We start from the raw sequence: 25,146 nt of genomic DNA, 5'->3' as shown, positions 1-25,146 counted from the left end.
GGCTTAGGAATGGCTATGAGGCTTCGTACTTAAAAACTTGACCGGCTGTCTGGCACAGCCTCAGTAACGACTCTTACCTGTTAGCAAACATTACCGCACATTGCCGCAAACTGTGCTGAGCAGGTCTGTGACTGGGCGGATAGAGTCAGGCGATACCGCCGGCCCAAACACGCTACTCTATACTAATGGTATGTCGTGGGCTCAGTGGGCTGCGTTCAAGTCGACCTTTTCGCCGGGGCGGGCGCGCTTGACGATGAGCACCAGCGGCAGGCAGGCCAGGAAGAACAGCCCGATCAGCAGGAAGGTCTGGCCGTAGGTGATGATGGCGGTCTGTTTCATCAGCATGCCTTCCAGGGCGGCGTAGGCCTGCTGCTGGGCCTGCATCAGGGAGGCGCCTTTGGCCACGAAGCTGGCGGTGAGGCCTTGTACCCGCTGCTGGGTTTCGGGGTCGTAGAGGGAGATGTTGGGCAGCAGGGCTACGCGGTTGTGGAAGGAGGTGCGCTCTATATAAGTACCGACCAAAGCGACGCCAAACGAGCCGCCCAACTGCCGGATCATGCCGGTGAGGCCGGCGGCCTGGCCGGCATCTTTGCCGCTGATGCCCGATAGCGACATGGTAGTGATGGGCAGGAACAGCAAGGCCAGACCGAAGCCGCGCAGCATCAGGGGCCAGAAGAAGTCACTCTCGCCGGCCAAGGGCGTAATGCGCCGGCTCATCCAATAGGAGAAGATGAAGAAGACGCCAAAGCCGATGGGCAGCATAAACTTCTGGGGCACTCCTTTCTGGATCATCTTGCCTACAATGGGCATCATGAAGCCCGACAGCAGGGCGCCGGGCAACAGCAGAAGGCCGGTTTGGGCGGCGGTGAACCCGAGGATGCGCTGGCAGAAGATCGGGAACACGAAGACGGAGGCGAACAGGCCGAACCCGAGAATGAACGACAGGAACGCGCCTACAGCCAGATTACGGCTTTTGGTGAGCACGCGCAGATCCACGATAGGCTGTTCGGCGGTTAGCTCGCGCCAGATGAAGCCGACCACTCCTATAATAGAGGCGGCCGTGAAGGCCAGAATGTAGGCGCTTTCAAACCACTCTTCCCGTTCGCCCTGCTCCAACACCAGCTGCAAGGAGCCTACACCCAGGATAAGCAGGAAGATGCCGGCCCAGTCGATGTCGCGCAGGGGCCGGGGAATGGCATTTTTGATGCGCTCCGGGTCACGAATGAAGAGCACGGTGCAGAAGGCGGCCACAATACCCACGGGCACGTTGACGTAGAAAATCCAGGGCCAGGAGTAGTTATCGACGATGTAGCCACCGAGCGTGGGGCCGATGGTGGGACCAATGATGACGCCCATGCCGAACAGCGCCTGCCCGAGGGCCAGCTGCTTGGGCGGAAACGTATCAATGAGAATAGCCTGCGAGGTGGCCATGAGGGCACCGCCGCCAATGCCCTGGATGAAGCGGAACGCCACCAGCTCCCAGATGTTGGTGCTCTGCCCGCAAGCCATAGAGGCCAGCGTGAACAGAATCACGGAGAAGAGGTAGTAGTTGCGGCGGCCGAACTGCTCAGCCAGAAAGCCCGTCATCGGGATGACGATGACGTTGGCAATGCCGTAGGAGGCCACCACCCAGCTCACTTCCTGCTGGGTGGCCGAGAGGTTGCCCATCATCTGCGTCAGGGCCACGTTCACGATGCTGGTATCGATAAGCTCCAGCAGCGTACACAGCACCACCGTCGCCACGATGATCCATTTCGTTAATCCGGTTTCCATCTAATAGTGCTTAGTTGTTGGTGCTTAGTGCTTCGGTCGGGCTGATTTTATACCACCCAAACGTCAGGCACTATTTTACCTTCACCGTGGCTACCACGCTCATGCCGGCGCGGAGGGGGTGTTCGGGGTCTGGTTTGTCGAGCACGATTTTGACGGGCACGCGCTGGGTTACTTTCACGAAGTTGCCGGAGGCGTTATCGGGGGGCAGCAGGGCGAAGCGGGCGCCGGTAGCGGCCGACAGCGACTCGATGTGGCCCTGAAACTCCTGATTGGGGTAGGCGTCTACTTCCACGTTCACGGGCTGGCCTACTTTCATATCTCCCAGCTGGGTTTCCTTGAAGTTGGCGATGATCCAGGTCTGCTCGGAGGATACCAGGCCCATCATCTGCTGGCCGGGGCTTACTACTTGGCCGGGCTGCACGCCCTTTTTGCTGACCACCCCGTTGCCGGGGGCCGTGATGGTGGTGTAGCTCAACTGCAGCTTGGCATTATCAAGGTCGGCCTGGCGCTGCTTCACCACGGCTTCGGCCACGGCAATCTGCTGGCGGGCGGCCGCTACCTGCTGCTGGGCTACGCGCACCTGCTGCTGGGCCGTGGAACGCTGGGCGCTGGTCGATTTCAGGTTGGCCTGCACGGCGTCGTACTCACTCTGCGGGATGATGTCTTCTTTGCGCAGGAAGGCACTCCGCTTCAGGTCTTTTTCGAGGCGAGAGCGGCTGGCGTCGCTGACGCCGATGGCCGACTGGGCGCTACCTACGTTGGCCTGGGCCGTGCCTACGCCAGCCTGCGCGGCCACTACGTTGGCGCGGGCGGCGGCCAGGGCGGCCTCGGCGGCATTCACGCGCTGCTGGTAGTCGGCGGGGTCGAGGGTCACGAGCACGTCGCCTTTTTTCACGGCCTGGTTGTCCTGCACCTTCACCTCTACCACCGGACCACCGATGCGCGGCAGAATCGGGTACACGTCACCTTCCACCTGCGCGTCGTCGGTTTCTTCGTGGCTGAGGCCGAACTGATATTGCTGCCAGCCAAAATAGCCGCCAACCAGCAGCACCAGGGCCACAATAATGAGGATGATGGGACGCTTGGAGCGGCCGGTCGGCTGTTCGTCCACGGCGGGCTCATAAGCGGGAGCAGCGGGGCGGGGAGTAGCTACGGCCGGATCTTGTTGAACGGGAGTTGCCATTTGGAATAGAAAGGAGGTTTTTTGAAGTTGTCAGTGGTTGGTTGCCGGCAAAGTTGTCAGTTGCTGGTTGTCAGTTGTCAGGGTTCAAAACGACAACCCACAACCTGACACCTAACAACTAAGCCGAGGCCCGGTAAGGAGTGGCGGCCGGCGACTTCACCAGCAGCGTAACACAGACGGCAGTACGCACCACCGTTTCGGCGGTGCTGCCCATCAGAAACCGGTTCAGGCCGGTGCGGCCGTGCGCCCCGATAACAATGAGGTCGGCGGGATGCTGGCGGGCTTCGGCCACAATGGCCTGGGCCACATCGGGGGCGTGCACCACGGCGGTGCTGACGCGCGCCCCGGCGGCCGTGGCCAGCGCATGATAATGGGCCAACTGCTGGGCCAGCGCCACATCGGGCAGGTTTTCCAGCACGGGTTGCGGTTCCAGCACGTGCAGCAGGCGCAGCTCGGCGTGGGTGCCGGCGGCCAGGGCCGCCGCATAGGCTACCAGCGGAGCCGTAGCTTCCGAAAAGTCAACCGGGCAAAGAACGGTGGCAATGGTCATCAGAGAGTAGCTGAGTAATGGAGTAACTGAGCAATTGATTAGCAGAGTATTGAATAGATGAGCAGGCCGTTCTGATTCAGCAAAAAGCCTCTACTCAGTTACTCCATTACTCAGTTACTCGTCTACTTGGCAGGTGCCGTACCGGCCCAGATTTGCTCGCCGGTGGCGCGCTTGAGCTGGTATTGGCCCAGCGTGTAGTTGTAGATGGCCTGCAGCCGCGCCAGGCGGGCCTGCGCCAGCGAGGTTTCGGCGTCCAGCACGTCGAGGTTGGTGCCTACGTCGTAGCGGTAGCGGGCCTTGGCGCGGGTCAGGGCGTCGGTGGCCTGGCTGATCTGCAGCTGGGCGTTGTCGTAGCGGGCCGTGCTCGACTGCAGGTTATTTACCGCCTGCCGCACGTCGGCGCGGATCTGCTCCTGCGTGTCCTGGATGCGGGCCTGGGAGCCGCGAATGTTGGCCAGGGCCTCTACCCGCTGGTTTTTGTTTTTGCCCCCATCATATATCGGCATCGAGAACTGCACCACGCCCACCGAGTTGGGCCGGAACTTCTCCAGGTTGGGCAGGTAGCCGTTTTTGCCGCCCAACTGCGCCCCTACTCCCAGCGTGGGCGTGTTGGCGCGCTCAATCAGCTTGAGGTTGAGGTTGGCGGTCTGCTCAGCGTCGCGGGCCAGCTTCACTTCCGGGCGGTTTTCGTTGGCCTGCGTCAGCGCCTGGTTCAGGTCGATGGCCGTGGGCTGGTAGGCGAAGGTGCCGCGTACCGGCACGTCGGCGTACTCGGGCTTGTGCAGCAGGCGGGCCAGCTGTACCTGCTGGTTGCGGAGCTGGTTTTCGAGGTCGATTTTGGTGTTCTGGGCCTGGGTGATGCGCACATCGGTGGTCGTCACGTCGAAGCGCGTGCTCACGCCGCCTTCCACCCGCTTCTCCATTTCGCGCTTGTGCTGCTGCAGCGAGGCAATCTGGGCGTTCTGCACCTTGATGCTTTCGCGCACAAACAGAATGTTATAGTAGGACTGCGCAGCAGAATACGCCAGGTCGCGGCGGGTGACGTTGATCTGGTCAACGGCGGTCAGGCGGCGACTTTCGGCCAAGTTGTAGGTGGCGTCCTTCTTGCCGAAATCCAGCAGGCCGTATTGCAGCGTGATGTGGGCGTCGTAGTTGTTGTTGGGCGCCAGCTGAAATGCCGGCGCGTCGGGGCTGAGCTGCACCTGCACCACCGGATCGATGCGGGTGTAGGTGGCGGTGCCCGTAATCTGGGGCAGGAAGCCGCCGCGGCTTTGCGTCACGCGGCTGGTAGCGGCATTCACTTCTTCTTCCAGCGTGGTGATGGCCGGGTTGGCCTCCAGCACCGACCGGATGGTGCCATCCAAGGTCAGCGAATCGGACAGTACCTGGGCCTGCGCGGTGCCAGCGGCAGTGAGCAGGCCTAGCGTCAGGAGTGAAGCAGCAAATTGAGGTCGGGAAAGCATCGGGTTACAGCTTGATGGTACGCAGCCCTTACCCAATCCAGTGCCAAATCATTAAAACAGTTTTAATCTATCACAATACTCCTTCCGAGCGCTTTAAATGCCTATTATTTTTTTCATCCGACAGTAAAAACTATTTCCCCGGCAGTGCGTTTTCCTGCTATATCAGGATTACCTGAAAATAATTCCTGCTATTTCAGCAAAATCCCATGCCCCAATCAGAAGAGTCGCTGCTGCTGTACCTCAACGAGGCCATTGCTACCACGCGCAGCAAAGACAAGCTCTTTCAGTTGGTAACGGAGAAGCTGCGGCTGATTTTTCCGTTCGACATGATTGCCATCATCACGCTCGACAGCGCCCAGCGCTACAAGCGGCTGTTCATGCGTGACTACCTGGGCGAGGTACCCTACCCGATGCCGCAAAATGCAGCCGGCATGATGCCGGTGGAAAACTCCCCGACTGAGCTGTTCGTGCGCGACCCACGGGTGCAGCAGATCGACATCCGGGAGCTGACGGCGGACTACCCGGATTTTATGCCGTTTGTACTGCTGGGGCAGCGCAAGGTGCACTACCTGACGGTCGTGCCGCTGCGCACCGGCGGCCAGCTGATCGGGCTGCTGTGCATGGCGGCGCGGCGCCCCCCGGCCCTACTGCCTGCCGACCTGGCGCTGCTGGAAAAAATCGGGAGCCTGGTGGCAGTGGCCGTGAACAATGCCCTGGCCTTCGAGGAAATAGCCTGGCGCGAGCGGGAAAAATCAGTGCAGCTGTCGGTGACCAACGTGCTGCTGAGCAGCAAAGACCGGCAGGCGTTGTTTCAGACGGTGGCGGAGGAAATCAACCGCATCGTGCCGCTCGACTACTTCGGGCTGCGCATTCAGCGGCGGGAAACGGCCACGGAGGGCTTCGCGGAGTTTGCCAAGCAGCCCGACGGCACGTTTGCGCCACTGGCCGAAAGCCGCTGGGACGGGGTAGCCGACCGCGAGCAGATGCAGCGCGAAACCTTCGGCATCTTCTCGCAGCCGCTGCTGCTTACCGGCCCCGACTACGAGCTGGCCGCCCGCCGCTACCGCATGCTGCAGTACACGATGGAGAAAAACGGCACCCGCGCCATGCTGGGCGTGCCGCTCTGGACCGACGACACCCAGGCCGCCGTACTGGTGCTGGCCAGCCGCCGCCCCGATGCCTTCACCACCGCCGACCTGGACCTGGTGGCGGGCCTAGCGCCGCAAATCACGCTGGCCATGCGCAACCTGTTTGCCTTTGAGCAGATTGAGGCCCTGCGCGCCCAGCTGGAACGCGAAAAAACCTACCTGCTCGACGAAATCAACACCACGGCCAAGTTTGAGGACTTCATCGGGACCAGCCCGGTGATGCAGCTGGTGCAGACCCGCATCCGACAGGTGGCGCCTACCGATACTACGGTGCTTATTCAGGGTGAAACCGGCACCGGCAAGGAGCTGGTAGCGCGGGCCCTGCACAACCTGTCGCCGCGCAAGGAGCGCGCCCTCATCAAACTCAACTGCGCCGCACTGCCGGCCCAGCTCATCGAAAGCGAGCTATTTGGGCACGAGAAAGGTGCGTTTACGGGAGCCCACGACCGGCGCATCGGTAAGTTTGAGCTGGCCGATGGCGGCACCATTTTCCTGGATGAAGTGGGCGAGCTACCGCTTGATTTGCAAGCTAAGCTGCTGCGGGTGCTGCAGGAAAAGGAGTTTGAGCGCATCGGCGGGCGGCGCGTCATCCGGGCTGATGTGCGCGTCATTGCAGCTACTAACCGCGTGCTGGAAGAGGAAGTGGCCGCCGGGCATTTCCGCGCCGACCTCTACTACCGCCTCAACGTGTTTCCGATCCGGCTGCCGGCTTTGCGCGAGCGAACCGAAGACATTGAGCCCCTGATGAGGCATTTTTTGGAGCGGTTCACCAAGCAGATGGGTAAGCCCGTGCGCGGCCTGCGTGAGCGGGACCTGCGCGCTCTGCAGCAGTACGGTTGGCCCGGCAACGTGCGCGAACTGGAGCACGTGCTGGAACAGGCCGTGATAGTCAGCCAGGGGCCGTTTCTGGAGTTTCAGGGCTTTGCAGCGGCCACCCAGGCCGCGCCCGCCGCATCCGAAGCCGGCGGCCCACTCAAAACCCTGCGCGAGCAGGAGCGCGACCATATCCTAGCGGCGCTGCACCGCACCGGCGGCCGGGTCAGCGGCCCCAACGGCGCCGCCGTCCTGCTCGACATCAACCCCAAAACCCTTGAAGCCCGCATGAAAAAGTTGGGTATCCGGCGCACGGTGGAAGCGGGTGAGTGAGCTCAATCCAGTTCATTACAGTAAATGCAAAAAGGCCGCTCTGCTTGCGCAGGGCGGCCTTTTCGTTTTCGTACCGGCTGCTTTACTTGGCAGCCTGAATGTCGGTAATGGCCTTTTCGGCGGCGGCCTGGTTGGCGGCGGCGGCGGGCTTGCCGGCCTGGGCTTTGGCACCAGCCTGCAAAGCGGCAATTACGGGCTCATCGGCGCCGTAGCGCTTGTACTTGATGGCCAAGTCGCGCAGGCGCTCCACGTCTTCGGCGAAGGCCTTGGGGTCGTTGAGGCGCGTTAGCATAGCGCCCATGCCCTCAAAGTACCCGAACTTGCCCTGACCTTCGGCGGCATCGAACCGGTTGCGGACGTAGGCCCACTGGGCGTCGCCGCCGTGCTGGCTGTACACGCTGGCTACGGCCTGGCTGATGCCCGCCTCTTCGCTGTTTTCCAACGCCTGCGCTTTGGTCAGGGCCAGTGCGGGCTGCACCTCACCCAGCGCCTGCAGCGCCGCAGACTGCACCGTGTACGACGGCGCGCTGAGCTGCCGGGTGAACAGCTTCTCGTCCTTCTTATCCTTGATCTTGGCCAGCGCCGTGAGTTCCGTAGCCAGGGCGTGCGGGTCTTTTTCGGTGGCTACCCGCTTGCGCAGCGCCGGCGCGGCTTCCTTGGCAATGGCCTTGTTATCGAGCTTCAGGCGCTCGGCGGCCACCATGCGCAAGTTGTTGAACGGGTCGTTGAGGCCGGCCAGTAGCAGCTTGCGGGCGGCAGCGTCGGTGTCCTGCTTGGCGGCGGCGGCCAGTAGGGCCTCACGGCGCGCCACGTAGAGCGGGGCATGGGCATACTGGTAGGCAAACTCGGCCACGGGCTTGTTGTCGGTTTGCTGCCACACCAGCGTTTTCTCGGCGTCCACGTCCACCAGGTTCGGCTTGGCCGAAAGCGGCATCGTGAAGGTCTGGGTGGCCTGGGTCATCATCACGCGCTGGCGCTGGGGCTGGCCGTTCACGTAATAATCAATGGCGAAGGGCAGCTGAAACGGCGTGCCGGGCTGGGTCTGCTTCACGGTCACGGACTGCACCTTCTGGGCAGCATCCCAAGCGTAGTCGATAGTCACGATGGGGTGGCCGGTGCCGAAGTACCACTGGTTGTAGAACCAGTTCAGATCCTGGCCCGACACGGCCTCCATGGCCAGGCGCTGCTGGTGGGCCTCGCCGTTGCCGAACTTATTGTCCTGCAGGTATTTCTGCAGGCCGGCGAAAAACACGTCGTCGCCGAGGTAGGTGCGCAGCATGTCCAGAATGGCACCGCCCTTCTGGTAGCTCACCAGGTCAAACATCTCTTCTTTGTCGGCGTAGTGGAAGCGGACGAGGTTTTTCTGGGCATCGGGGGCGCTGCGCAGATAGTTGCGCAGGTTGCGGTGGTTATGCGAGTCGCCGGCGTCGGCGCCGTATTTATGCTCGGCGTAGAGGCCTTCGGAGAAGTCGGCCATGCTTTCGTTCACCGTGAGGTTGCTCCAGCTTTCGGCCGTCACGTAGTCGCCGAACCATTGGTGGAACAGCTCGTGGGCAATAACCGATTCATTGCCGTACTCGCGGTCCAGCAGCTGCTTGTCAGTCATCTGCACAAACTCGCCGTGCAGCGTGGCCGAGGTGTTTTCCATGGCCCCGCTCACGTAGTCGCGCACCACCACCTGGGCGTATTTATTCCACGGATATTCCACGCCGAGGCGGTTGGAGAAGAACTCCAGCATGTCGGGCGTGTTGCCGAAAATCTGCTTGGCGAAGGGCGCGTACTTGGGCTCCAGGTAGTAGCTCACCTCTTTGCCGCGCCAGGTTTCCTTGTAGATTTTGAAGTCGCCGACGGCCATCATAAACAGGTAGGGCGCGTGGGGCAGATCCATCTTCCAGGTGTCGGTGCGCAGGCCCGCGCCGGCGGGCGTCTGGCTCACCAGCGCGCCGTTGGAGAGCGTCACGTACTTGCTGGGCACCGTCAGGCTGATTTCCGAGGTGGTTTTCTGGTTGGGCCGGTCGATGGTCGGAAACCACGCCGATGAAGCTTCCGTCTCGCCCTGAGTCCAGATCTGCACGGGCTTGCCGGCTACAGCGCTGTCGGGGTTGATGAAATACAGGCCTTTGGCATCGGAAATAGCCGCGCTGCCCTGCACCTTCAACTCGTCGGGCTTGGCCGTGTACTCGATGTAGACGGTGTAGCTGGTGCCGGGCGCCATGGCCTTGCCCAGGTAGATGCGCAGGTTGTTCTGGTCGGTGTAGTCAAATTTCAGCGGCGTCAGCTGCTGGCCGTTCACCAGCGCCACCTGCTTGATGTCCATGCCTTTGGCATCGAGCCGCAGCGAGTCGGTGGCGTAGGCGTGGGGCTTGAGCGTCACCCACTCTTTGCCGTAGAGGTAGCGCTTGGCGTAGTCGAAGCGCACATCGAGCTTGGTGTGCACCAGGTCGTTGACCTTGGTGGCGGAGGCGCGGTAGATCTGCAGGGCCGGGTTGGCGGGCGGCGTGGGTGGAGCCTGTTGGGCCAGGGCCGCAGTGGTAGCCAGCACGCAGCCGGCAGCAGTAAGCAGGTTTTTCATGATTGGGGAAGGATGGGAAGGGAAAGCAAGGGCACCGCATTGGCGCGGAGGCTGCAGCTTCCGCTAGGTTTGCTATGCAGCAGGGATTACTGCTGCAAACATATCAATCGGTAGTATGCAAAGCAAGGTACTATACAATTAATATTTTACGAACCGTATATTCACTTACTCCGCCGGCTTATAGAATCAGTCCAGCGTGCCAGCCTTCATTTTGCGCAATGTCTGCTCAAACCCATCAACTGGCTCTTTGGCCTGCCTGGCTTGCGCTACAGCCCGCTGCTGCGTGGCTACTGCTTCGGCCGGAAAGCGCAGCGCGTAGAGCAGATGCGCCATGGTATCATAGTAGGCGGCTCTGGGGTCCAGTGCTACGGAACGCTGGCTCCAGCGCAGCGCCTGCATCAGGTAGCTGTTGCGCCGGGTTCCCGACTTGTACAAAGCCCACGCGCCATTGTTGAGGTCGGCGGCTACCGGATCGAACTGCACAGTGGGAGGCATCATGTGCACCTTCACGCCTGAGTCGGGCCGGGCCAGGTTGGGGTACGGCAGATCGTTCTGGAACGGGTTGCGCACGGCCTGCTGGCGCTGCTGCCACTTGCGCACCGTGTCGGCGGGCGTGTTCATGTAAAACCGCTCGTAGAAGTTGGTAAGCATGGGCAAATAGCGCGTGGTGTCTTTCACGGCGCTGTAGTAGTGCAGCATGTTGCCGCTGTAAGCCTGCGCCGCCATCTGGTAGTTGCGCGACGCCTGCCAGCTGCCCTGCGCAAAGTTGGCGCCCTGCACAGCCAGCTTGTCGTCTTTGGCCTTGATGGCCGCCAGCATGGTATTGGAGATGATGGCTTTGTTGAGTGCCACCCGCCGGGGCAACGACAGCGTGGCATACATGCTGTCGACGAGGCGCTGGTTCAGACGGGCCAGGCGGTAGGCGCGGCTGTCCACCAGCGGTCCGCATTCATACACGAACATCACCTGCTCCAACCGCTCAAACGCCTTGATGGGCAGCTCGCGCACGTATTGGTCCAGCAGCTCCGGGCTGATGGGCGCGCCCACACTCCGCCGCGCCTCTATGTACTGGCGCAGAAATTCCGGGGCCCGTTCTCCTTGCGCGTAACGCTGCTCCAGCGCACTCAGGTTGTCAGGGCTGGCCAGCTTCTGCCGAAATGTGTCGATGTCGCGCAGGTAGCGGGCGGCGTCCGGAGTGTTGCTGTAGCTGCGGTGCAGCACCGTGCCGTCGGGGTGCAGGTAGAGGTAAGTAGGAAAGGTACTGACGGCGTAGCGGCGGGCCAGGCGCTGGCCCACGGGCTCGCTCATGTTTGCCTTCACCACCAGAAACTCCTGCTGCAGCACTTGCACCACGGCCGCATCATCGAGGCCGGAGTTGTAGCGCTGGGTTATCTGCTGTTTCGTGAGCTTGCCGGGCGCGGGCGCGGGCGCCGCCGAAAAAAACAGGAACACCGGCTTGCGCAGCTGCCGGGCGCGCTGCAGCACTTGGCCCAACGAATCGGTTTCAGGGCGCAGCTGTTGCGCGGTAGCGGTGGCAGCCGTGAGCAACAAGGCGGTCAGCACGCAGAGGAAACGGGTAATTACGATCATAATGAGCAAATCAAGATAAAGGAATACAACGAGGCCTCAAGGTAGACAGAAGCCCGAAACTGCGGCGTGTGGGGCCATAAAATCCCGGCTTTTGGTAGCCCCGATGAGGCGACCCGCGTATACCAGCGCATTCACTCACTTTAAGCTATACCACCATGGCCCAGACTGCCACCACCCCCAAGCATACCGATCCAGAAACCAAGCGCGACGAAAAGAAGAACGAGGAGACGGTGAAGGACAAGCCCGACGGCAAGAAGAAAACCACGCAGCAGAAGTAAACTGCCCCGCATTCCCGGACGCCCGGCTTCCATACAGGAGGCCGGGCGTTTGTGTGCCCAACCGCCCGGCCAACCGCATTTAATTCGGCCCGCCGCTGTTTTGCCCGTACTTTAGACCCGCATGCCCACTCCCCACCCCGACCCCACGCAGCTCACCCGCGAGCAGGTGCTGCGCGCCCTGCGCCAGCTTGACCGCGAAGGCCCGCGCATGCCCTTGAGCACCGTCTACGACCTGGTGTACCGGGGCCGACGCTACGCTCCACGGGCCGTGGCGCAGCTGGCGTTTCGGCTGGCACTGGGGCAGCCCGAGGCCGCGTGGCCGCTGGCAGCCGGCGCGCCCACCAACCGCGTGCTGGAGCGCCTCGATTTCACCATTGCCACCAAACGCCCCACCCTATCCAACTCGCCATTAGATGGCGACGTGGCCGCCCAGCAGGAAATGCAGGCGCTGTACGTAGGCCCCGAAGCCGCTCCGAAACCGCCGAAGCCTGTAGCCACCGCCGAGCCGGCAACGCTGGCCCACGAGCCCACAACCACCTACACGCTGCCTGCCGAGCCGTACGGCCGCGAGCAGGCCCTGCAGGAACTGTTTATTTCCGAAGACCGGCTGGAGGCAGCGCTGGCCGGCCTGCGCCGCCGCCGCAACCTGATTCTGCAGGGTCCGCCTGGCACCGGCAAAACCTTTCTGGCGCGCCGCCTGGCTTGGCTGGAGCTAGGCGCCACCGATGCCGCCCGCGTGGAGTTGGTGCAGTTTCATCCCAGCTACAGCTACGAGGACTTCGTGCAGGGTTTCCGGCCCGATGCGCAAGGCGTGTTTCGGCTGCAGGACGGCGTACTGCCCGATTTCTGCCGCCGCGCCGCCCAGGACCCGGAGCGGCCTTACTTCCTGCTGATTGACGAGCTGAACCGCGGCAACCTGAGCCGCATTTTCGGCGAGCTGCTGCTGCTGCTGGAGGCCGACAAGCGCGGCCCGGCCCACGCCGTGCGCCTACCCTACAGCCCGGCGGATTCGCCCCGCTTTTTCGTGCCCGAAAACGTCTTTCTTATCGGCACCATGAACTTGGCCGACCGCAGCCTCGCGCCGCTGGATTACGCGCTGCGGCGGCGGTTTGCCTTCGTGGAGCTGGAGCCGGAGTTCGGGGCGCCGCTGCAGACGTTTCTGGCGGCGCAGGGAGTGCCGGCCGCCGTGGTGCAGCGCCTCACCCAGCGCCTCACGGCCCTCAACCAGACCATCACCGACGACCCCGACTTGGGCCCGGAATTTTGCCTCGGCCACAGCTACTTCTGCCTGCCTCCTACCGACCCAGCCACCGCCGACGCCTGGCTCACGCTGATTCTGGAGCAGGAAATAGCGCCGCTACTTGACGACTACTGGCTGGACCAACCTGCTAAAGCTGCCGCCCAGAAAAAGAAGCTCCTGGCCTGACAAGAAGCAGGATGATTCCGATTCAGAACCTCTACTACCTACTCTGCTACGCCTGGAACCGGCTGCCGGAACCGGCCGAAATGCGGGCGGTGGAGGCCACGCCGTTTCATAGGCCGCTGGAGCTGCTGGCGCACGTGCTCCTGACGGGGGCGCGCCGGCTGCTGCGCCAGGGGCTGCCGGTGAGCTACTCCGAGCGCACCGAAGAGTTGACCGAGCTGCGCGGGCGTTTGCTGCTGGCTCCTACCCTGGCGCGCAACCTGCTGCCCCGGGGCCGCGCCGTGTGTACCTATGACGAGCTGAACACCGCCACCCCATTCAGCCAGCTGCTGCTGGGCACCTTGCAGCAGCTGGCCCGCACCCAGGCCCTGCCTGCTTCCCTCCGCCACGAGCTGCGCCTGACGCTGCGCCGGTTTCCGGCAGCCTTAGAGCCGCTGCCGCTTTCGGTTGCCAGCCTGCGGGCTGTGCGCCGGCTGCGGCACATCGGGCTGCCCGCCTTCCTACTGAATGTGTGTGAGCTGATTCATATCAGCGCCCTGCCCACGCCCGAGGCCACCGGCCGTCCCCGCTTCCGCGACTTCCGCCGCGACGAGCGGCTGATGGCGCAACTGTTCGAGCAATTTGTGCGCAACTTCTACCGCCTGGAGCAGCGGCAGTTCCGGGTGTCGTCGGAGACTATTGCATGGCAGGCCGAGGCCGAAACTGCCGAAGCGCTGGCCCTGCTGCCGGCCATGATTACGGACACGTCGCTGGAAAGCCCGGAACGCAAAATCATTCTCGACACCAAATACTACGCCGCCGCCCTACGCCCGCGCTACGACCAGCAGAAGCTGATTTCGCCCCACCTCTACCAACTCTACGCCTACTTGCAGAACCAGCCCGCGCAGCCTGGCCAGCAGCTGGAAGGTATTCTACTCTATCCGGCCGCCGCCCAAACCCTGGATGTACGCTATACGCTCGGCGGCCACCCGGTGCGCGTCGTCACGCTGGACTTGGCCCAGCCGTGGGAAGGTATTGCAGCAGATCTTCTGGAGCTCTTGGAGCCCTCATCTGGGTGCAAATCATTATGATCTAACCTGCACTATCTAGGTGGCAATATATTAGTTTACACCTTCTGCTTTATACCACACTGCCTAAGCCACAGCCCCAGCATAATGCTATTATCGGCTACGAGCTACTTTTCAGACATTATATTATAATTTTATCAACTTAATTTTTAACTATTTTATCACAAGTAATATTAAACTGTTATCTGCTTGCGCAATATATATTCACTTTAACCCAACCTGTTTCCGATACTCCGGAGGTGAGTTAGTTAGTTTTCTCTATCAGTATTCTAAAATAACAATCATTCGGTTTTATTGTCAACTGCCGTTTGTATTATCAATTTCATGACTTATACTTGCTAAAACCATTGATATTTCTCTTCAAAGGCATTTTATTTGCCATTTTTCATTCCTTACCTTTTTCGCATGAGAAAACACTTACTTTCTCTACCTCTTGCCATAATTGCTCTAACCAGCCACGACGCACTGGCTCAGGCTCGGACTGTTACGGGCCAGGTAACCGGCGCCGATGGCACGGGCCTGCCAGGCGTTACGGTTGTGGTCAAGGGCAGTTTGCAGGGCACCGCTACTGATGCTAACGGCAACTACAGCTTGTCGGTGCCTGCTACGAGCGGCACGCTGGTATTCTCGTCTATTGGTTATGAGGCGCGCGAAGTAGCCATTGGCACCCGCACCGCCGTTGACCTGACGCTAAGCACGGCTTCCACAGGTCTCGATGAAGTAGTGGTAGTAGGCTACGGAAGTGGCCAAAACCGACGCGAATTAACGGGCTCTATTTCTTCGGTCAAAGGTGCAGTACTGGCGCAAAAGCCAGTGCAAAGCTTCGAACAAGCCCTGCAAGGCCAAGCGCCCGGCCTGAACATCACTACCCCAAACGGGGTACTGAACAACCCGCCGGTAGTGCGTATCCGCGGCGTGAACTCTATCAACCTGAGTTCAGATCCGCTGTATGTCATCGACGGTATTCCGGCCTACAGTGGCAACCAGTCGGCAGTAGCCAACGTGGCCAACAACCCGCTTAGCAATCTCAATCCTAATGATATTGAGAGTGTTGAAATCCTGAAAGATGCTGCGGCCAGCGCCATTTACGGCTCCCGTGCCGCGGGTGGCGTTATTCAGATCACTACCAAGAAAGGCCGGCGCGGCCAGAGCAAGGTCACGCTGGATTCGTGGGTGGGCGTATCGCGGCCCGTACGGCTTTACGACCTATTAAATGCCGAGCAGTACATTGAAATCAAGAATGAGGCCGTCCGCAACCTGAACGAAAACCGCCGGGCGGTAGGGGGCGTTGCCAACAACCTGGAAGGCGCTTTCCGGCCCTCTCTGGATGCCAGTGGAAACACAATAGATACCCGCTGGTACGACGAAGTGTATCGCACCGGCATCTCGCACTCCAACAACGTAGGCTTCTCCGGCGGCACCGAAAAAACCACGTTCTACTCTTCCGTGGGCTATACCGGCCAGCAAGGCATGCTGGAGAAAAACGAATTCAAGCGCATGTCGGCGCGTCTGAACATCGACCACCGCGTCTACAAAAACTTCACAGTTGGTACCCGCGTCAGCTACTCCAACAGCCGCAATTCCTCGCCAAACTCCGGTTCGGTGGGTGATGCCGCCTTCAGCGTAGCGGGCCTGGGACGCGCGCCCCTCGTGCTGCCGCCCAACATTCCGGCCCGCAACCCTGATGGTACGCCCAACCTGACGCCGAACACGGCCAACGTGGGTGCCGGAGCCAACCTGAACCCGCTGCCAGCCAGCACCAGCCCGCTGACCTACTCCCCGCTGATTCCGGGCTACTACAACCCAATTGTAGACCTGGAGAACAACTACTTCACGTCCGAAGGCAACGAAATCCAGGGCAGTGTGTACGCCAACTGGGAAGTGCTGCCGGGCCTGAACCTGCGCACCAACTACGGCATAAACAACCTGGCTTTCGAGGACAAATCGTTCAGCACCTCACTGGCGGGCGACGGTTTCTCTACCGGCGGCTCGGCCTCCAACTTCTACCGCACCAACAAGCGCTGGAATTGGCAGAACACGGTACAATACGACCGAACTCTGGGCGAGAACCATAATTTCGGCTTGCTGGTGGGCACTGAACAGCAGAAGACGGACATTCAGCGCTGGGGAGCTAACCGGACCCAGGTGGCCGACATCTTCTTCAACACGTTCCAGGGCAACTACACCAACATTACCGCATCAGGCAATTTCCAGGGGGAGAACTTCCTGAACTCTTACTTCGGCCGCTTCACGTACGATTTCGCTAAGAAGTACCTGGTTTCGCTGAACGTACGCCGCGACGGGTACTCCGCCTGGGCCAAGAAGTGGGGTAACTTCTACGGTGCCTCCGCCGGCTACATCATTTCGGAAGAGGAATTCTGGAAGGATGCGCCTTTCGCCAACACGGTTAGCTTCCTGAAATTTACGGGTAGCTACGGGGAAGTGGGCAATGCCAACGGCATTTCCGATTTTGTCTCGTTGGCCACGTATGGCTCCGGCTTGTATGCGGCAGCGCCTACCTTGTATTTCTCGCGCCCCGGCAACCGCAACCTGACGTGGGAAACCAGTAAGAAAACCGATGTAGGCCTGACCTTCGGTTTGCTGGAAGACAAGATAACAGGCGACTTCTCTTACTACCGCAACTTAGTGGACGGGCTGATTCTGGATGCGCCAACTGCTCCTTCCCGCGGTATTCCAGCTGGCTCAACCGGTCCGGGTGACCTCACCAATATCAACTCCATTGCGGCAAACATTGGCTCGATGCGCAATACTGGTATTGAACTTAACCTGCGCTATAACGCCATCCAGGGCACCAATTTTTCCTGGACCGTGAGCGGCAACCTCACCACTCAGAAAAACGAGGTGCTCACCCTGGTAACGCAAGGCCAGCGCATCGGCACGGCTACCTCCGGCCTTGAAACAGTGAACTTCACGGAAGTAGGTGGTTCTATTGGGCGCATTCTGGCAGTTCCCACCACGGGTATCAACTCGGCCAATGGCCAGCGCAAATTCCTCAAGAAAATCCGCGGGGCCGATGGCCAAGTTACTGCCGTGCGGGAGGTGCAGTACAACCACCAGGGGGCCGGCACTGGCTGGACTTTCGTAGACGATGGTTTGGCTGCTCCGGCACCAAACCAGCAGGCTGACGGCGAGTACTACGGCCCGACGATACCGAAATGGTATGGTGGCCTGGACAACAGCTTCCGCTTCAAAAATTTCGATCTGGGCGTTTTCATTCAGTATTCGGGCGGTAACTACATCTACAACGGTACCAAGGCGGGTCTGCATGACCAGCGCTTCTGGAACAATGAAGCGGATATCATGGACCGCTGGACGCCGGAAAACACGGGTGGATCATGGCCCCGGGTGGTATTCAACGACAACGTCTCCAACGGGTCGGCCTTGGTCATGTCGTCGAACGTGGAAAAGGGTGACTTTGTCCGCTTACGCAACGTAGCGCTCGGCTACACCCTGAACAAAGACCTGATATCGCGCTTCAGCATGAGCAGCGCCCGGTTCTACGCACAGGTTCAGAATGCGGCGTTGCTGACCAATTACTCGGGTATCGACCCGGAGATTTCAACCAATGGAGGCAGCAACTCAGGAGCCGGCGTTGACCGCAATTCCATCGGGCAGGCGCGCACCTACACCGTGGGTCTTAACATTGGTTTCTAAAATCGTACTCCTCGATGAATATCACACTCAGAAATAAGTTGGCGGCTGCTTTTTGCACAGCCCTACTAGGACTTGGAACAACTGCCTGCAATGATGCTGATCTGGACCCTATTCCCCAGACGCTCATCTCCGACCAGGTTGTATTCGACACACCCGCACGCATTGAACTGCAGGTAAATAACCTGTACGGCTTCGTCAAGACCGGAGCCTTTTATGGCGGACGCTACATCGTGTACGGTGACGTTCGGGCCGATGACTTCATCAACCGGACCACCAACAGCGTAACGGCCTTCGGCGTATGGGCCCACGCCCTGACGCCCACGTCGCAGAATGATGTAGTGAATTTGTGGTCGGCGGCGTATCAGGCCATCAACCAAGCCAATGTGTTTCTGGCCGGTCTGGAGGCCAATACGGCCAAGTTCGTGGCGCCAGTCTTCCCGGCCACCTTCGCCACCACTGCCGAACAGTACAAAGCCGAAGCGCGGCTCTTACGCGCCCTGAGCTACTACTCGTTGCTGCAACTTTACGCCCGCCCATACGCCGACGGCGGGGGCACTAAGCTGGGCCTACCGCTCCGCCTGCAGGCCGAAACCACCCTGGCGGGCAATGAACTGGCCCGTAGCACTGTAGCTGAAGTGTACACGCAGATTCTGGCTGATCTGCAGTTTGCCGAAGCTAACCTGCCTCTCACCTACACCGGCAACGCCGCAGCGGCCCCCAACGTGACGCGGGCACACCGCAACACCGCCATTGCCCTCAAAACGAGAGTATTGCTGAGCATGCAGCGTTACGCTGATGTAGTGACGGAAGCCAACAAAATCGTTTCGGCGTCGGCACCCTTCACGGCCACCACTGGTGTACCTCATGCGTTGAATGCTTCTATTGCTACCGTATTCGCCTCTCCGCAAGAGACGTCGGAAAGCATCTTCAGCTTTCCATTCACGGCGCAGAACGCCCCTGGTGTTCAGAACCAATTGGCTGGATATTTCACGCCAACGCCCGTTGGCAACGGCGAATTTTTCCTGAATACCAGTGGCATCTTGGGCAACGCCGCGTGGGCAGCCACTGATGCCCGCAGAACGAGCTTCGTGTTTGTTTCGGGCGGCGCCTCTTACCTGCGTAAGTACGCCAGCGGCACTCCGTACCTCGATAAGTCGCCGGTGATTCGCTACTCCGAGGTACTGCTCAATTTAGCTGAAGGCCTGGCGCGCACAGGTGCCGCGAATATTCCTCGCTCCCTGGCCTTGTTGAACGCAGTACGCGGCCGCTCCAACGGCAGCCTCTACCCGGCAACCATTTCTCAGCAGGAACTGATTAATGCTATTCTGCTGGAGCGTCGGATTGAGTTTGTTGGGGAAGGCATCCGGAACATCGACATTATGCGGCTCTACCTGCCTATTCCGGCCAAAAGCTCGGTTCCGGCAATCCCCACCTCCGACCCACGCTACGTATGGCCAATTCCGGCGGCAGAGATTCAGACCAACGGTCTGATGGTACAAAACGACGGCTACTAATGAGTCTTTGGTTTGATTGAAAAAGAGGCTTCCTTACCGATAGGAAGCCTCTTTTTTTGAATATTGTCAGGCCTGAATGCCGGCAGGCAGCCGCCGCAGCGCAACAACTCCAGTGATGGTTTTGGGCCTGTGCAGCCTCCACCTATCATCAACGTCCTTAAGTCGCAGATAATCCTAGGTTCTGCTCATCCTGCCCTTCCCACTCTCCATCACCAAACCTCTACTCTTTTGAAAAGACGCGAATTTGTGGGCCTCACCGGCCTGGCAACCGGCGCCCTGTTTCTGCCTGCCATTCCGGGCTTGAGCGCCACGCCCGTTGATCCGCTGCGGCTGCTGGAAACCGTAGACCCGGCCATCAAGAAGCGGCTGGCGGATGCGGCCCTGAACGCGGCCAAATCGGCCGGCGCCACCTACGCCGACGTGCGCATCGGGCGCTACCTCAACCAGAGCATCTTCACCCGCGAAAAGCAGGTGCAGAACATTGCCAGCGGGGAAAGCTACGGGGCCGGTATCCGGGTTATTGCCAACGGCACCTGGGGCTTTGCTTCCACCAACACCGTAACCGAGGCCGGTATGGCCAAGGCCGCACAGCTGGCCGTGCAGATTGCCAAAGCCAATGCCAAGGTGCAGAAAGACCAGGTGAAGCTGGCGCCGCAAAACGGCTATGGCGAGGTAAGCTGGAAGACGCCCATCGAGAAGAACTCTTTCGAGGTGCCCGTAAAGGAGAAGGTGGAATTGCTGCTGGCAGCCAACGCCAAGGCCCTCGACAACGGCGCGTCGTTCGTGAATTCGTCGCTGTTCCAGATCAACGAGCAGAAGTATTTCGCCAGCACCGACGGCTCCTACATCGACCAGGACATCCACCGCATCTGGCCCACGTTCAGCGCCACGGCCATCGACCGCAGCACCGGCAAGTTTCGCACCCGCGAGGCCCTGAGCGCGCCTATGGGCCTCGGCTACGAGTACCTCACGCCCAAGGCCGCTGACCGCATCAACGGCCCCGCCGGCACCGGCCTGGTAGGCTACCGCAACTCCTACGACATCCTGGAAGATGCCGCCCTGGCCGCCAAGCAGGCCAAGGAAAAGCTCACGGCCAAAAGCGTGACACCCGGCAAGTACGACCTCGTGCTTGACCCCAACCACCTGGGCCTCACGATTCACGAAAGCATCGGGCACGCCACCGAGCTGGACCGCGTGCTGGGCTACGAAGCCAACTACGCCGGCACCAGCTTCGCCACGCTGGAGTGGAAAGCTAAGAACGCCCCGTACGGCTCCAAGCTGGTCAATATCGTGGCCGACAAGACGCAGCCCGGCTCGCTGGGCGCCGTGGGCTACGACGACGAGGGCGTGAAAACCGGCCAGTGGGACATCATCAAGGAAGGCAAGCTCGTGGACTACCAAAAGATCCGCGACCAGGCCGCCATCGTCGGCCAGGACCACTCCGACGGGTGCTGCTACGCGCAGTCGTGGCAGGATGTGCAGTTCCAGCGCATGGCCAACATCAGCCTCAAGCCGGGCACCTCGCAAATGAGCGTGGACGACATGGTACGCGGGGTGGAAAAAGGCATCTACATTGCCGGCCGCGGCTCGTTCAGCATCGACCAGCAGCGCTACAACTTCCAGTTCGGCGGCACCGTGTTCTACGCCATCGAGAAAGGCAAAATAGCCGGCATGATTGAGGACGTGGCCTACCAGGCCAACACCCAGGAGTTCTGGAATAGCTGTAACGCCATCTGCGACCAGTCGGACTACCGGCTGTTCGGCTCGTTCTTCGACGGCAAGGGCCAGCCCTCACAGGTGTCGGCCGTGAGCCACGGCTCCAGCACCACCCGCTTCAACGGCGTCAACGTCATCAATACGGCCCGGAAAGTATAATGCGACTCTCAGCAGAACGTCATTCCGAGCAGCGCGAGGAATCTCGCTAGTGTGGTAGAATTACTACGCTGGCGAGATGCTTCGCTGCGCTCTGCATGACGGTCTGCTGGCCCATCCACTCATCCAACATCAGCACATCAACCATATGGCAATTCTTTCCAAAGACGAGGCGCAGGCTATCCTGAAAAAGGTACTGGGCTTTGCTACCGCCGACGAGTGTGAAGCCACGCTCACCGGCGAAACCGGCGGCAACGTTCGTTCGGCCCGCAATTCCATCAGCACCAGCGGCGCCGTGGATAACGTGAGCTTGGCCGTGGAAGCGCGCTTCGGCAAGCGCAGCGGCGTGGCCACCTGCAACGAGTTCGACGATGCCACCCTGCGCCGTTGCGTGCAGCGGGCCGAAGAAATTGCGCGCCTCGCCCCCGAAAGCCCCGAGTACATGCCTTTGCTGGGTGCCCAGCAGTACGTGGGCGCGCCCAAGTCATACGCGGCCAGCACGGCCGGCATTACGCCCGACTACCGCGCCCAGCAGGTGGGAGCCAGCATGAAAATCTGCGACGAGAAGAAGCTTTCGTCGGCGGCCTTCCTCAACGACGGCGCCACCTTCATTGCCAAGCGCAACAGCAAGGGCCTGGAAGCCTACCAGCAGCTCACTAACCTGGAGTTCAGCATCACGGTGCGCACGCCCGACGGCACCGGCTCGGGCTACGCCACCGCCGACTACAACGACTCTGGCAAGTTCGATGCCGCCGCCCTCACCCGCGTAGCCGCCGACAAGGCCGCCATGTCGCGCAATGCCAAGGCCCTGGAGCCCGGCAAATACACCGTGATTCTGGAGCCGGCTGCTCTCGTCGCCAACACCGACGCCTCGCTGCTGCAGGCCCTGATGAGCGCCATGGACGCCCGCAGCGCCGACGAAGGCCGCTCGTTTCTGAGCAAAAAAGGTGGCGGTAACAAGAAGGGCGAAAAGCTCTTTGATGAGCGGGTAACCATCTACTCCGACCCGAGCAACCCCGAAATTGCCAGCCTCGGTTTCTCCGGCGATGGCCGCGCCCAGAAGAAAACCACCTGGATTGAAAAGGGCGTAGTGAAAAACCTGTACTCGTCGCGGTTCTGGGCCCAGAAAGCCGGCATTCCCGACCTGCCCCGCCCCGATGGCTGGGTGATGGAAGGCGGCACCCAAAGCGTGCAGGACATGATCAAAGGCACCGCCAAAGGCATCCTCGTGACGCGCCTGTGGTACATCCGCCCCGTCGATCCACAGACACTGCTCTACACCGGCCTCACCCGCGACGGAACGTTCTACATCGAAAACGGCCGCATCAAGCACCCGGTGAAGAACTTCCGCTTCAACGAGTCGCCGATCATCATGCTCAACAACCTGGAAGCCATCGGCAAGCCCGTCCGCGTGGGTGGCAACCTCGTGCCCCCGCTGAAAATCCGCGACTTCACGTTCACGAGCCTGTCGGACGCGGTGTAAGCACTGTCATTCCGAGCGGAGCGAGGAATCTGGGTGAAACTGTTGAACGTTTTTACTCAGATTCCTCCTTCGTCGGAATGACAATTACCCGATGATATCGGAGTGCAGATCCCGCCACTCCGGGTTATGTGCAGCTATCAGCGCATCCTTTTTTTCGCGTCGCCACCCCTTGATTTCTTTCTCCCGCGCAATTGCCTGTTTGATGTCGCCGAAGGCTTCCCAATACATCAGCAGATTGCAGAAGTAGCGACCGGCGAAAGTGTGTTGCCGGCCTTCGTTTTCGATGTGCTGCTCCAGTCTTCTGGCCAGGTCGTTGGTGACGCCGATGTAAAGAACGGTACGCTTGGGATTAGTGACGATGTAAACGAAATAGTGGTGGTAGCGCATCGATTTTTGCTTTCGAATCTTGTTCTTCCGACGGAGGAGGAATCTGGGTAAAATCGTACTCCCAAGTATAACTCAGATTCCTCCTTCGTCGGAATGACAGTATCCTTCCTCCCATGAAAAGACGTGATTTTGTAGGCCTTACGGGCCTGGCTACTGGCGGTTTGCTGCTGCCTTCCATTCCCGGTTTCGGCGAAGGCCTGACCGTAGATCCGCTCCGTTTGCTGGATGCGGCCGACGACCCGGCCATTAAGAAGCGGCTGTCGGATGCGGCCCTGAATGCCGCGAAATCGGCAGGGGCTACGTATGCCGACGTGCGCATCGGGCGCTATCTGAACCAAGGCGTGTTTACCCGCGAAAAGCAGGTGCAGAACATCGTCAGCTCCGAGAGCTACGGCGCCGGTATTCGCGTCATTGCCAACGGCACCTGGGGCTTTGCCTCCACGAACATCGTGACCGAGACCGGCATGGCCAAGGCCGCGCAGCTAGCCGTGCAGATTGCCAAAGCCAACTCCAAGGTGCAGAAGCAGCCCGTGCAGCTGGCGCCGCAGCGCGGGTTTGGCGAGGTGAGCTGGAAGGCCCCGATTCAGCAGAACGCCTTCGCCGTGCCCATCAAAGACAAGGTGGATCTGCTGTTGAACGCCAACGCCAAGGCCCTCGACAACGGCGCTTCGTTCGTGAATTCGGTGCTGTTTCAGGTGAACGAGCAGAAGTACTTCGCCAGCACCGACGGCTCCTATATCGACCAGGACGTGCACCGCATCTGGCCCACGTTCGGCGTCACAGCCATCGACCGGGCTTCGGGCAAGTTCCGCTCGCGGCAGTCGTTGAGCGCGCCCATGGGCCTGGGCTACGAGTACCTGACGCCCAAAGCGGAAGACAAGATTGCCGGCCCCGAAGGGTCCGACGTGTTCGGCTACCGCAACTCCTACGACATCCTGGAAGACGTGGTACGCGCCACCAAGCAGGTAAAGCAGAAGCTGACCGCCAAGAGCGTGACGCCCGGCAAGTACGACCTCGTGCTCGACCCGCATCACCTCGGCCTGACCATTCACGAAAGCGTAGGTCACCCGCTGGAGCTGGACCGCGTGCTGGGCTACGAAGCCAACTACGCCGGCACCAGCTTCGCCACGCTGGAGTGGAAAGCCAAAGGCACGCCGTACGGTTCCAAGCAGGTCAACATCGTGGCCGATAAGCTGCAGCCCGGCTCGCTGGGCGCCGTGGGCTATGACGACGAGGGCGTGAAAACCAAAGAGTGGGACCTGATCAAGGAAGGCACGCTCGTGGACTACGAGAAAATCCGCGACCAGGCCGCTATGGTCGGCCAGACCGAGTCCGACGGCTGCTGCTACTCGCAGTCGTGGCGCGATGTGCAGTTCCAGCGCATGCCCAACGTGAGTCTGCGCCCCAGCCCCACCAAGATGAGCGTCGACGACATGGTGAGCAAGGTGGACAAGGGCATCTACATTGCCGGCAACGGCTCGTTCAGCATCGACCAGCAGCGCTACAACTCACAGTTCGGCGGGCAAGTGTTTTATGCCATCGAGAAAGGCAAAATCACGGGCATGCTCGAGGATGTGGCTTACCAAACCAACACGCTGGAGTTCTGGAACAGCTGCGCTGGCTCCTGCGACGCCTCCGACTACCGGCTGGCAGGCTTCTTCAACGACGGCAAAGGCCAGCCTTCGCAAAGCTCGGCCGTGAGCCACGGCTCTGCCACCACCCGCTTCAACGGCGTCAACGTTATCAACACGGCAAGGAAGATTTAAGGCTGCAGTTCACAGAACGTCATGCTGAGCGAAGTCGAAGCATCTCTACCTCTGTCTAACTCAGTCGTTTAGACGAAGCGGTAGAGATGCTTCGGCAAGCTCAGCATGACGGCCTTATACGCTTCAGGCCGACCCACCAAACCGCCCGGACATTTCCGGGCGGTTTTTTTATTAGCTTTTCCAAATATTACGGCGGCGCCAAACAACCCTGCTCCCGGTTGCCGCATCTATTGCCTGACGTGTGTATTCCTTCTCC

General features: G+C 60.5%; 16 protein-coding genes. 9 read left to right on the top strand and 7 right to left on the bottom strand.

Going from position 1 to position 25,146, the window contains the following annotated elements; genetic code table 11:
* Positions 1 to 201: 201 nt before the first annotated feature.
* The 4 genes from O3303_RS16400 to O3303_RS16385 all read right to left on the bottom strand — a co-directional run bounded on the left by O3303_RS16400 (position 202) and on the right by O3303_RS16385 (position 4,969).
* Complete coding sequence (locus O3303_RS16400; RefSeq protein ID WP_269559461.1) at positions 202 to 1,773, bottom strand: DHA2 family efflux MFS transporter permease subunit; 1,572 nt, start codon at positions 1,771 to 1,773, stop codon at positions 202 to 204.
* A gap of 70 nt (positions 1,774 to 1,843) precedes the next feature.
* The gene (locus O3303_RS16395; protein ID WP_269559460.1) at positions 1,844 to 2,956 is read right to left on the bottom strand and encodes an HlyD family secretion protein; all 1,113 of its coding nucleotides are present in this window, start codon (positions 2,954 to 2,956) and stop codon (positions 1,844 to 1,846) included.
* 118 nt (positions 2,957 to 3,074) lie between these two features.
* Complete coding sequence (locus O3303_RS16390) at positions 3,075 to 3,506, bottom strand: universal stress protein (RefSeq protein ID WP_269559459.1); 432 nt, start codon at positions 3,504 to 3,506, stop codon at positions 3,075 to 3,077.
* A 122-nt stretch (positions 3,507 to 3,628) separates the two neighbouring features.
* Complete coding sequence (locus O3303_RS16385; RefSeq protein ID WP_269559458.1) at positions 3,629 to 4,969, bottom strand: TolC family protein; 1,341 nt, start codon at positions 4,967 to 4,969, stop codon at positions 3,629 to 3,631.
* Positions 4,970 to 5,175: 206 nt separating this feature from the next.
* Here O3303_RS16385 and O3303_RS16380 point away from each other — a divergent pair, with 206 nt between their 5' ends.
* Positions 5,176 to 7,263 carry a sigma-54-dependent Fis family transcriptional regulator gene (locus tag O3303_RS16380; RefSeq protein WP_269559457.1) on the top strand — a complete coding sequence of 696 codons (2,088 nt, stop codon included), beginning with the start codon at positions 5,176 to 5,178 and terminating at the stop codon, positions 7,261 to 7,263.
* Positions 7,264 to 7,345: 82 nt separating this feature from the next.
* Here O3303_RS16380 and O3303_RS16375 read toward each other — a convergent pair whose 3' ends face one another.
* A complete protein-coding gene (locus O3303_RS16375) occupies positions 7,346 to 9,835 on the bottom strand; it encodes a M1 family aminopeptidase (RefSeq protein WP_269559456.1) in 2,490 nt (829 codons plus the stop codon).
* Positions 9,836 to 10,021: 186 nt separating this feature from the next.
* Positions 10,022 to 11,425 (bottom strand): hypothetical protein, encoded by a 1,404-nt coding sequence (locus O3303_RS16370; RefSeq protein ID WP_269559455.1) that lies wholly within the window; start codon positions 11,423 to 11,425, stop codon positions 10,022 to 10,024.
* A 155-nt stretch (positions 11,426 to 11,580) separates the two neighbouring features.
* Here O3303_RS16370 and O3303_RS16365 point away from each other — a divergent pair, with 155 nt between their 5' ends.
* From O3303_RS16365 to O3303_RS16335, 7 genes are all read left to right on the top strand, one after another.
* A complete protein-coding gene (locus O3303_RS16365; RefSeq protein ID WP_261990109.1) occupies positions 11,581 to 11,703 on the top strand; it encodes a hypothetical protein in 123 nt (40 codons plus the stop codon).
* A 121-nt stretch (positions 11,704 to 11,824) separates the two neighbouring features.
* Entirely contained in the window at positions 11,825 to 13,129 is a 1,305-nt protein-coding gene (locus tag O3303_RS16360) for an AAA family ATPase (RefSeq protein WP_269559454.1), read from the top strand.
* 11 nt (positions 13,130 to 13,140) lie between these two features.
* Positions 13,141 to 14,196 (top strand): 5-methylcytosine restriction system specificity protein McrC, encoded by a 1,056-nt coding sequence (locus O3303_RS16355; protein ID WP_269559453.1) that lies wholly within the window; start codon positions 13,141 to 13,143, stop codon positions 14,194 to 14,196.
* Positions 14,197 to 14,598: 402 nt separating this feature from the next.
* Positions 14,599 to 17,868 (top strand): SusC/RagA family TonB-linked outer membrane protein, encoded by a 3,270-nt coding sequence (locus tag O3303_RS16350; protein WP_269559452.1) that lies wholly within the window; start codon positions 14,599 to 14,601, stop codon positions 17,866 to 17,868.
* Between the two features lie 38 nt (positions 17,869 to 17,906).
* Positions 17,907 to 19,382 carry a RagB/SusD family nutrient uptake outer membrane protein gene (locus O3303_RS16345; RefSeq protein ID WP_269559451.1) on the top strand — a complete coding sequence of 492 codons (1,476 nt, stop codon included), beginning with the start codon at positions 17,907 to 17,909 and terminating at the stop codon, positions 19,380 to 19,382.
* A gap of 228 nt (positions 19,383 to 19,610) precedes the next feature.
* Entirely contained in the window at positions 19,611 to 21,257 is a 1,647-nt protein-coding gene (locus tag O3303_RS16340) for a TldD/PmbA family protein (RefSeq protein WP_269559450.1), read from the top strand.
* A gap of 145 nt (positions 21,258 to 21,402) precedes the next feature.
* Complete coding sequence (locus tag O3303_RS16335; protein ID WP_269559449.1) at positions 21,403 to 22,737, top strand: TldD/PmbA family protein; 1,335 nt, start codon at positions 21,403 to 21,405, stop codon at positions 22,735 to 22,737.
* 84 nt (positions 22,738 to 22,821) lie between these two features.
* Here O3303_RS16335 and O3303_RS16330 read toward each other — a convergent pair whose 3' ends face one another.
* On the bottom strand, positions 22,822 to 23,124 hold the full coding sequence (locus O3303_RS16330) for a GIY-YIG nuclease family protein (protein WP_269559448.1): 303 nt from the start codon (positions 23,122 to 23,124) through the stop codon (positions 22,822 to 22,824).
* 113 nt (positions 23,125 to 23,237) lie between these two features.
* Between O3303_RS16330 and O3303_RS16325 the strand changes: the two genes are divergently transcribed.
* Positions 23,238 to 24,890 carry a TldD/PmbA family protein gene (locus tag O3303_RS16325; RefSeq protein ID WP_269559447.1) on the top strand — a complete coding sequence of 551 codons (1,653 nt, stop codon included), beginning with the start codon at positions 23,238 to 23,240 and terminating at the stop codon, positions 24,888 to 24,890.
* The last annotated feature ends 256 nt before the right edge of the window (positions 24,891 to 25,146 follow it).

This window comes from Hymenobacter canadensis (genome assembly GCF_027359925.1).
Classification (GTDB): domain Bacteria; phylum Bacteroidota; class Bacteroidia; order Cytophagales; family Hymenobacteraceae; genus Hymenobacter; species Hymenobacter canadensis.
Note: the sequence above shows the minus strand (reverse complement) of the source record. Positions and strands in the feature narration are given on the sequence as shown.

Coding starts and splice junctions, on each gene's coding strand:
- O3303_RS16400 (WP_269559461.1), bottom strand. CDS start 1,773: ATGGAAACCGGATTAACGAAATGGATCATCGTGGCGACGGTGGTGCTG.
- O3303_RS16395 (WP_269559460.1), bottom strand. CDS start 2,956: ATGGCAACTCCCGTTCAACAAGATCCGGCCGTAGCTACTCCCCGCCCC.
- O3303_RS16390 (WP_269559459.1), bottom strand. CDS start 3,506: ATGACCATTGCCACCGTTCTTTGCCCGGTTGACTTTTCGGAAGCTACG.
- O3303_RS16385 (WP_269559458.1), bottom strand. CDS start 4,969: ATGCTTTCCCGACCTCAATTTGCTGCTTCACTCCTGACGCTAGGCCTG.
- O3303_RS16380 (WP_269559457.1), top strand. CDS start 5,176: ATGCCCCAATCAGAAGAGTCGCTGCTGCTGTACCTCAACGAGGCCATT.
- O3303_RS16375 (WP_269559456.1), bottom strand. CDS start 9,835: ATGAAAAACCTGCTTACTGCTGCCGGCTGCGTGCTGGCTACCACTGCG.
- O3303_RS16370 (WP_269559455.1), bottom strand. CDS start 11,425: ATGATCGTAATTACCCGTTTCCTCTGCGTGCTGACCGCCTTGTTGCTC.
- O3303_RS16365 (WP_261990109.1), top strand. CDS start 11,581: ATGGCCCAGACTGCCACCACCCCCAAGCATACCGATCCAGAAACCAAG.
- O3303_RS16360 (WP_269559454.1), top strand. CDS start 11,825: ATGCCCACTCCCCACCCCGACCCCACGCAGCTCACCCGCGAGCAGGTG.
- O3303_RS16355 (WP_269559453.1), top strand. CDS start 13,141: ATGATTCCGATTCAGAACCTCTACTACCTACTCTGCTACGCCTGGAAC.
- O3303_RS16350 (WP_269559452.1), top strand. CDS start 14,599: ATGAGAAAACACTTACTTTCTCTACCTCTTGCCATAATTGCTCTAACC.
- O3303_RS16335 (WP_269559449.1), top strand. CDS start 21,403: ATGGCAATTCTTTCCAAAGACGAGGCGCAGGCTATCCTGAAAAAGGTA.
- O3303_RS16330 (WP_269559448.1), bottom strand. CDS start 23,124: ATGCGCTACCACCACTATTTCGTTTACATCGTCACTAATCCCAAGCGT.
- O3303_RS16325 (WP_269559447.1), top strand. CDS start 23,238: ATGAAAAGACGTGATTTTGTAGGCCTTACGGGCCTGGCTACTGGCGGT.